The organism is [Limnothrix rosea] IAM M-220 (assembly GCF_001904615.1).
In the GTDB taxonomy this organism is placed as follows: Bacteria; Cyanobacteriota; Cyanobacteriia; order Cyanobacteriales; family MRBY01; genus MRBY01.
Genome location: NZ_MRBY01000031.1, coordinates 39,924 through 46,035 on the forward strand (window position 1 = coordinate 39,924; position 6,112 = coordinate 46,035).

Below are 6,112 nucleotides of genomic sequence, written 5' to 3' on the forward strand. Positions count from 1 at the left end.
AAGAGCTGTGTTACAAGATTAAAATTACCCATTGTTTAGGTTGCTTTCACTATGCGACGTCTTGATGTTTTTGCCATCGGTTTCGGTATTTTTGTCGCCGGTGGCCTTTTGTACCTTGGTTTTAAGGTTGCAGGTCTCGACAGTATGGATGCAGGCATTTGGTCGCAGGCAGCCCTGGTTATTGTCGTCATCGGTTGGGTCAGTACTTACCTCTTTCGAGTGGGCACAAGGACCATGACTTTTCACAAGCAGCGTGAAGAATATGAAGAGGCGGCTCTCCAACGTCGCTTGGATGAAATGAGCCCCGAAGAGCTGGAAAAATTAACTGCTGAGCTGACAGCGGAAAAAACAAAATCTACTTCTGAGAAAAAATAAACCCGCGGCGATCGCTACAGGGGGAGTTTGCGGCGTACAATAACCCCTTGTGTAATCATTCCGCTAAAGCTATGACCTCCGTTTCCGAACATTTCCAATCTCTACGACAAGCCGGACAATGTGCTCTTATTCCCTTCATTACAGCGGGTGATCCGGATTTGGAAACCACAGAAAAGGCGATCAAGATTTTGGATGAATCCGGCGCAGATTTTATTGAATTGGGCGTGCCCTACTCGGATCCTCTCGCTGATGGCCCAACTATTCAGGCGGCTGCTACCCGTGCCCTTAGTCGTGGTGTGACCCTCGAAAATGTTTTAGGGATTGTGAAGCGTGTTAGCCCAACGATAACTGCGCCGATTATTCTTTTTACTTATTACAACCCCATTTTTTATCGTGGTGTGGCTGCGTTTATGCAGCAGGTTGCTGCTGCGGGCGTGAAGGGTTTGGTGATTCCAGATCTTCCCCTTGAGGAATCTGATGCTGTTTTGGCTGCGGCGACGGCGAATAGTCTGGAGTTAACGCTTTTGGTTGCACCCACTAGTCCTAATGAACGGATTGAGGCGATCGCCAAAGCATCTCAGGGTTTCATTTATCTCGTGAGTGTGACGGGGGTAACGGGGGCAAGGACTTCTGTGGCCAGCCGTGTGGAAGAGCTATTACCGAAGCTCCGTGCTGTCACTGATAAGCCTGTGGGTGTTGGTTTTGGTGTGTCTGATCCTGACCAAGCTAAGCTCCTGAGAGATTGGGGAGCTGACGGTGTGATTGTCGGGAGTGCCATTGTCAAACGTCTGGCTTCTGGTACGCCCGCAGAAGGGTTGCAAGCCGTCAAAGAATTTTGTGAATCTCTCAAAGGGGCGATCGCCTAGAACATTGACGAGGGTTTAAAGTATGGGGAGGTTGATTCATAGGAGTTGGCCTCTTTTCTATTTTTCTTTAATCCGTGGTTGGGCAAGAACAATGTAGGCTGTGTGGAGATGGCAAAAACGCTTTAAATCAACCGATAATTTCTTGTCTGTCGTAATGCATCATTTTGGGTGTATTGAATACTAAAAAAATGGGTATTGGTGGGTCTTAAAAATGCTCAAAAGTTCAATAAATTATTTGCCACCGCCACTTTATCTTGACCATGGTGTAATCTCACTAAAATTTCTTCAACCATAAAGCTCAAAAAGATAAATCTTTTTCGAATTTGCCGCGCACAATAATCACTGTTCTGTTTGTCCCTTTGGCGATCGCCTCTGGGATATTACCGTGGAGGGCTTGCTGGAGGAGACTGTCGCTGCTTGCTCCCATGACAACGACATCATAGGTTTCTTCCTTAATGACTCGAATAAGACTATCTATGATCACTCGTGAGCGGATAGGTAAAGGAATCACCGGAATTTCGACATACTCTTTCAATTTAGTTTGAGCGGAACTGAGAACGGGAAAGTGACGCATTTGATGTTTAGGGCGATACACCTGACATAGACAAATTTGTGAGGGTAGCGAATAACGGCGGACATCCGGGGTAAGGCGCAACAGAGCCGGGACAAACTCCAAAGCTCGTTGGGCATTATGGCCACCAGAAATAGGACACAAAGTACGTAGGCGAGGTATGGAGGGTGATGGGGCTAGCTTTAGGGGATGAGCATGGCTGGTTTTTGCTAAAAGGACATCGCAGGGAGCCTCTTTGACTAATACTTCAATGACATTACCGAAGAGCTGTCCCGCAGGGTTGCGATCGCCCTGCCAACCAAGGATTAGTCCAATATCATCGGTGGACAGTTGCTGTAACATCACTGCTGCAACGTCATGCGCCAAAATAATTTGGGTATGAATAGCGACTCCCCATTGGTGACCTAGCTTTTCGAGGCGTTGTAAGAGCTGACGTTCGGGGATAGTATTGATCGCCGTTTCTGGTAAGGGACAGGGTGCAGATACTTCGATAATGTGTAAACAGCAAATGATGGCATTTTTATCTTTGGCGATCGCGTAGGCAATTTTTAGTAAGGCTTCGGCGGTGTTGGGGTTGGCGATCGCCACCCAGAGTTTCGGTTGATGGCGGTCAATATCTTGGGTGCGATAAACACAGTAGCTCGGTTCCCGCAGCTTAATCGCGTGCTCACTGTCTCCCAAGAGCTTTTGGGCTTCGGCGCGAATGATATCAGAGCGGGTAATAATACCTCGTAACTGATTTTGCTCGACCACAGGTAATCGCGAAATTTGATAGCGATTAAGCAAATACAACACATCACTGAGGGAGGCTTGCGGTGCAACAGTAATAATCTTGCGCTGCATTAATTCCCCAACAGTAATATCCCTTTGATTCGGCGATGCCTGCCCTAAATCCCCCTGGGTTAACACCCCCACTAATTTGCCACGCTCCAAAACTGGAAACCCCCTGTGGGGTGACTGGGACAAAATCGGTAAAAGTTCATCAATGGTCAGGTGACTTTCAATGGTTTCAACATCGGGTTGCATCACCTGCGCTGCCGTTAAATCCATGAGCACCCGGGAGTTATTTTGCTCCTTAAGATGAATGCCACTCGCTTCAAGGAGATGCTCGTAAATGGAACCTTTAAACATGCCTTCGCCCACAATAAACGCCGTCACCGATGCCAGCATTAAGGGCAAAACTAAATTGAAATCTGTAGTGAGTTCGAAGACAATCACGATCGCCGTCACGGGAACGCGTACCACCCCCGTAAAAAACGCCCCCATTCCCGCAAGGGCATAGGTATATTGGGAGGCTTCGGGAATTAGGGCTTCCGCGCAAAAACCCACCAGATATCCCAATGCTGTTCCGAGGACTAAAGTCGGCGCGAACAACCCTCCCGGCGCACCGGAGCCATAGGCCAAGAGACTAAGACCAAAGTGGGCAACGAAGGCGATCGCAATCACTTCCCAACCGGCATCCCCCGTTAAAAGAAAATCCCGTAGCCCAGCGTTATCCCGGAAAAAGGACGGTAAAAACGAAATGACAATACCCGAAATCATGCCGGCGATCGCCATACGCGTGGCAAGGTTTAGGCGCATGCGCCGATTGAAATGCAAGACCGTCAAAATACCACGATTAAAAAAAGCACCCAGACCCCCAGCCAAAGCGCCCAAGATTAAATACAGCGGAATTTCCTTGACCGAAAAATAACTTTGATTCGCCGCAATCAGTAGCTCACTGGGCAAATTTAAATCCGACGTGCCAAACCACCGCGATACCACCGACCCCGTAAAGGAAGCAACGATCGCCGTCTCTAAGGTGAGGCCGGACACATCCCGCATCAACTCCTCCACCACAAAGAGCACCCCCGCAATGGGCGTATTAAAACCAGCCGCCAACCCCGCCGCTGCTCCCGCCGCAATCATTTGCCGACGATGATCCGGCGTAATGGGTAACCACTGACTGAGCTGCGCTGCCAATGCCGCCCCAATATGCACCGTCGGGCCACGCCGTCCAAGGGTTAAACCGCCCCCTAAAACTAAAATTGTCCCGATCGATTTGGCGATCGCCACCTTCCAAGACAAAGGCAGCGGAAACTGAGCCAAAACCGCCTTAACTTGGGGAACCCCACCCCCCTTAGCCTCAGACGCAAACGTCTGCAACGTAAAACCAGCCAAGCCACCACAGACCAAACCAAAGAGCGGCAAAATTAGCCATGCCCCATATTGATGGCTGAGAGCAACACGATAACTCCCAAGACTGCCAATGCCCGCTTTCAGAAATAAAGCCGAGAGACCTGAAATTATGCCGATAATACAGGCTTCAACAATTAAATAATTGCGATTGAGACTAAGCTGCCCAAATCGACGAGATATTCCCCAATTTCGCACGGGAATCATGATGGTTTCCTAGTCGTGGAATCTCGAACATGAATTGATCTGCTCTTAAGCTATCAGATTATTTGCCCGTTCCCCGCCGTAAATTCAAGCTTGCTCCAAGATACTGTGCAACAAAGACCTCTATTTGTGGCTCAGTGAGATTTTGTTCTGCTGCGATTTCCCGTAAAAAATTTTCTGGCAAGGCTTTCATTTCGCTGCAACATCCCCAAAAAATTCTCTTAGTAAGGCAATGGTAGCAATAGTCAGATAAAAGTCAGGCAAAGTCCGAAGAAGTTGGGGACGACGAACACCATAACCCCTCAATATCGTGAAATTGTTCACTTCTACAGAGCAATTCACATGAACATTAATTTCGTTGGTTTCGCCTTTCTCTTCATCGCTCTCAAAATCTCTGACGCATTTTGGGAAGTCGTTTTTACCCGGATGTGGGAATGGGTTTTCGCGCAGATCGATTGGCAATAGTTCACCCGCAAAGTCAAACTCAATTTGCTGTTGCGTTAGGGCACTTAGATCTTCAACTTCTCTGAGAAGTTGAAGATCTAGAAAGAAAAAGACAATATTTACAAGAAAGGGCGATCGCCATCTCTTCATATGAGGAAAGATCCTGTATCAGTCCCAAACTGATAGTATGTGTGCTTGAAGGTCAACTTGCTTTTATTCCTAAAAATTTATTATGAGTACCGAATCAGGTCTAATTGCTCCCCACGGCGGACAATTAATTAACCGAATCGCCTCCGAAGCCGAAAAGAAAGAATTTTTGGCACAGGCCGATACCCTCCCCCGCGTTACCCTCGACAAACGCGCCCAGTCCGACCTCGAAATGATTGCCATTGGTGGTTTTAGTCCCCTAAAAGGCTTCATGGAGCAGTCTGACTATGATTCCGTCGTAGACACCATGCACCTCAGCAACGGTCTACCTTGGTCTATTCCGGTGACCTTGCCCGTAACCGAAGAGATTGCAGCACCCCTCAAAGAAGGCAACTGGGTACGCCTTGACGATGCGAATGGTCGCTTTATTGGTGTCCTCGAACTCACCCAAAAGTTCCACTACAACAAAGCCCACGAAGCAGTTAACGTCTACAAAACAGACGAAGAAAAGCATCCCGGCGTAAAAGTAATTTACGACCAAGGCGAAGTAAACCTTGCTGGCCCTGTTTGGTTGCTAGAGCGTGACCCTCATCCTCTTTTCCCCGCCTACCAAATTGACCCCGCCGCTTCCCGTGCAGCATTTGCAGAGCGTGGCTGGAAAACAGTTGTCGGCTTCCAAACCCGTAACCCCATCCACCGTGCCCACGAGTACATCCAGAAGTGTGCCCTCGAAACCGTTGATGGTCTGTTCCTTCACCCCCTCGTTGGTGCAACCAAGAGCGACGATATCCCCGCCGATGTGCGGATGCGTTGCTACGAGATCATGATGGAAAACTACTTTCCTCAAGATCGCGTCATTTTGGCGATTAACCCCTCTGCCATGCGTTATGCAGGTCCCCGCGAGGCGATTTTCCACGCCCTCATTCGTAAGAACTACGGTTGTACGCACTTCATCGTTGGTCGTGACCACGCTGGTGTAGGTGACTATTACGGTACGTACGAAGCTCAAGAAATGTTCGACAAGTTCGACCCTGCGGCTCTCGGCATTACACCCATGAAGTTTGAGCATGCCTTCTACTGTAAGAAGACTGAGCAAATGGCGACTGCGAAGACTAGCCCCAGTGGCCCCGAAGATCGCGTCCACCTCTCTGGTACTAAGGTGCGTGAAATGCTTCGCCGTGGTGAGCTTCCCCCGCCACAATTCTCTCGCCCCCTTGTTGCAGCTGAGTTAGCTCGCGCTATGCACAAGTAATTTGATTTAAATTACATCGATTTTTAAATAACGTCAGTTATGGATAAGAATGTAGCCAAAATTCTTTAGAGAAAAGGA

The 6,112-nt window shown here is 48.6% G+C and carries 6 protein-coding genes; 3 read left to right on the forward strand and 3 right to left on the reverse strand.

The features are described 5' to 3' along the window. Positions 1-51 precede the first annotated feature (51 nt). Together NIES208_RS12490 and trpA are read left to right on the forward strand one after the other, a co-directional pair. Entirely contained in the window at positions 52-375 is a 324-nt protein-coding gene (locus tag NIES208_RS12490) for a DUF3007 family protein (protein WP_075893250.1), read from the forward strand. 71 nt (positions 376-446) lie between these two features. Next, positions 447-1,241, forward strand: coding sequence for a tryptophan synthase subunit alpha (trpA, locus tag NIES208_RS12495; protein WP_075893252.1), 795 nt, complete (start codon positions 447-449; stop codon positions 1,239-1,241). A gap of 298 nt (positions 1,242-1,539) precedes the next feature. Here the strand turns inward: trpA and NIES208_RS12500 are convergent, their stop codons facing one another. The 3 genes from NIES208_RS12500 to NIES208_RS12505 are packed head-to-tail and all read right to left on the reverse strand — an operon-like array spanning position 1,540 to position 4,785. Continuing rightward, complete coding sequence (locus NIES208_RS12500) at positions 1,540-4,194, reverse strand: chloride channel protein (protein WP_075893254.1); 2,655 nt, start codon at positions 4,192-4,194, stop codon at positions 1,540-1,542. A 58-nt stretch (positions 4,195-4,252) separates the two neighbouring features. Next, positions 4,253-4,384: a hypothetical protein gene (locus NIES208_RS19695; protein ID WP_282956457.1), complete on the reverse strand. Its 132-nt coding sequence runs from the start codon at positions 4,382-4,384 to the stop codon at positions 4,253-4,255. Beyond that, positions 4,381-4,785, reverse strand: coding sequence for a hypothetical protein (locus tag NIES208_RS12505; RefSeq protein ID WP_075893256.1), 405 nt, complete (start codon positions 4,783-4,785; stop codon positions 4,381-4,383). Before NIES208_RS12505 ends, NIES208_RS19695 begins: the two co-directional genes overlap by 4 nt. An 82-nt stretch (positions 4,786-4,867) precedes the next feature. Between NIES208_RS12505 and sat the strand changes: the two genes are divergently transcribed. Beyond that, a complete protein-coding gene (gene sat, locus NIES208_RS12510; RefSeq protein WP_075893258.1) occupies positions 4,868-6,034 on the forward strand; it encodes a sulfate adenylyltransferase in 1,167 nt (388 codons plus the stop codon). The last annotated feature ends 78 nt before the right edge of the window (positions 6,035-6,112 follow it).

Bases quoted from the DNA above. Each gene is read 5' to 3' on its own strand.
- NIES208_RS12490 (WP_075893250.1), top strand. From the start codon at position 52: ATGCGACGTCTTGATGTTTTTGCCATCGGTTTCGGTATTTTTGTCGCC.
- trpA (WP_075893252.1), top strand. From the start codon at position 447: ATGACCTCCGTTTCCGAACATTTCCAATCTCTACGACAAGCCGGACAA.
- NIES208_RS12500 (WP_075893254.1), bottom strand. From the start codon at position 4,194: ATGATTCCCGTGCGAAATTGGGGAATATCTCGTCGATTTGGGCAGCTT.
- NIES208_RS19695 (WP_282956457.1), bottom strand. From the start codon at position 4,384: ATGAAAGCCTTGCCAGAAAATTTTTTACGGGAAATCGCAGCAGAACAA.
- NIES208_RS12505 (WP_075893256.1), bottom strand. From the start codon at position 4,785: ATGAAGAGATGGCGATCGCCCTTTCTTGTAAATATTGTCTTTTTCTTT.
- sat (WP_075893258.1), top strand. From the start codon at position 4,868: ATGAGTACCGAATCAGGTCTAATTGCTCCCCACGGCGGACAATTAATT.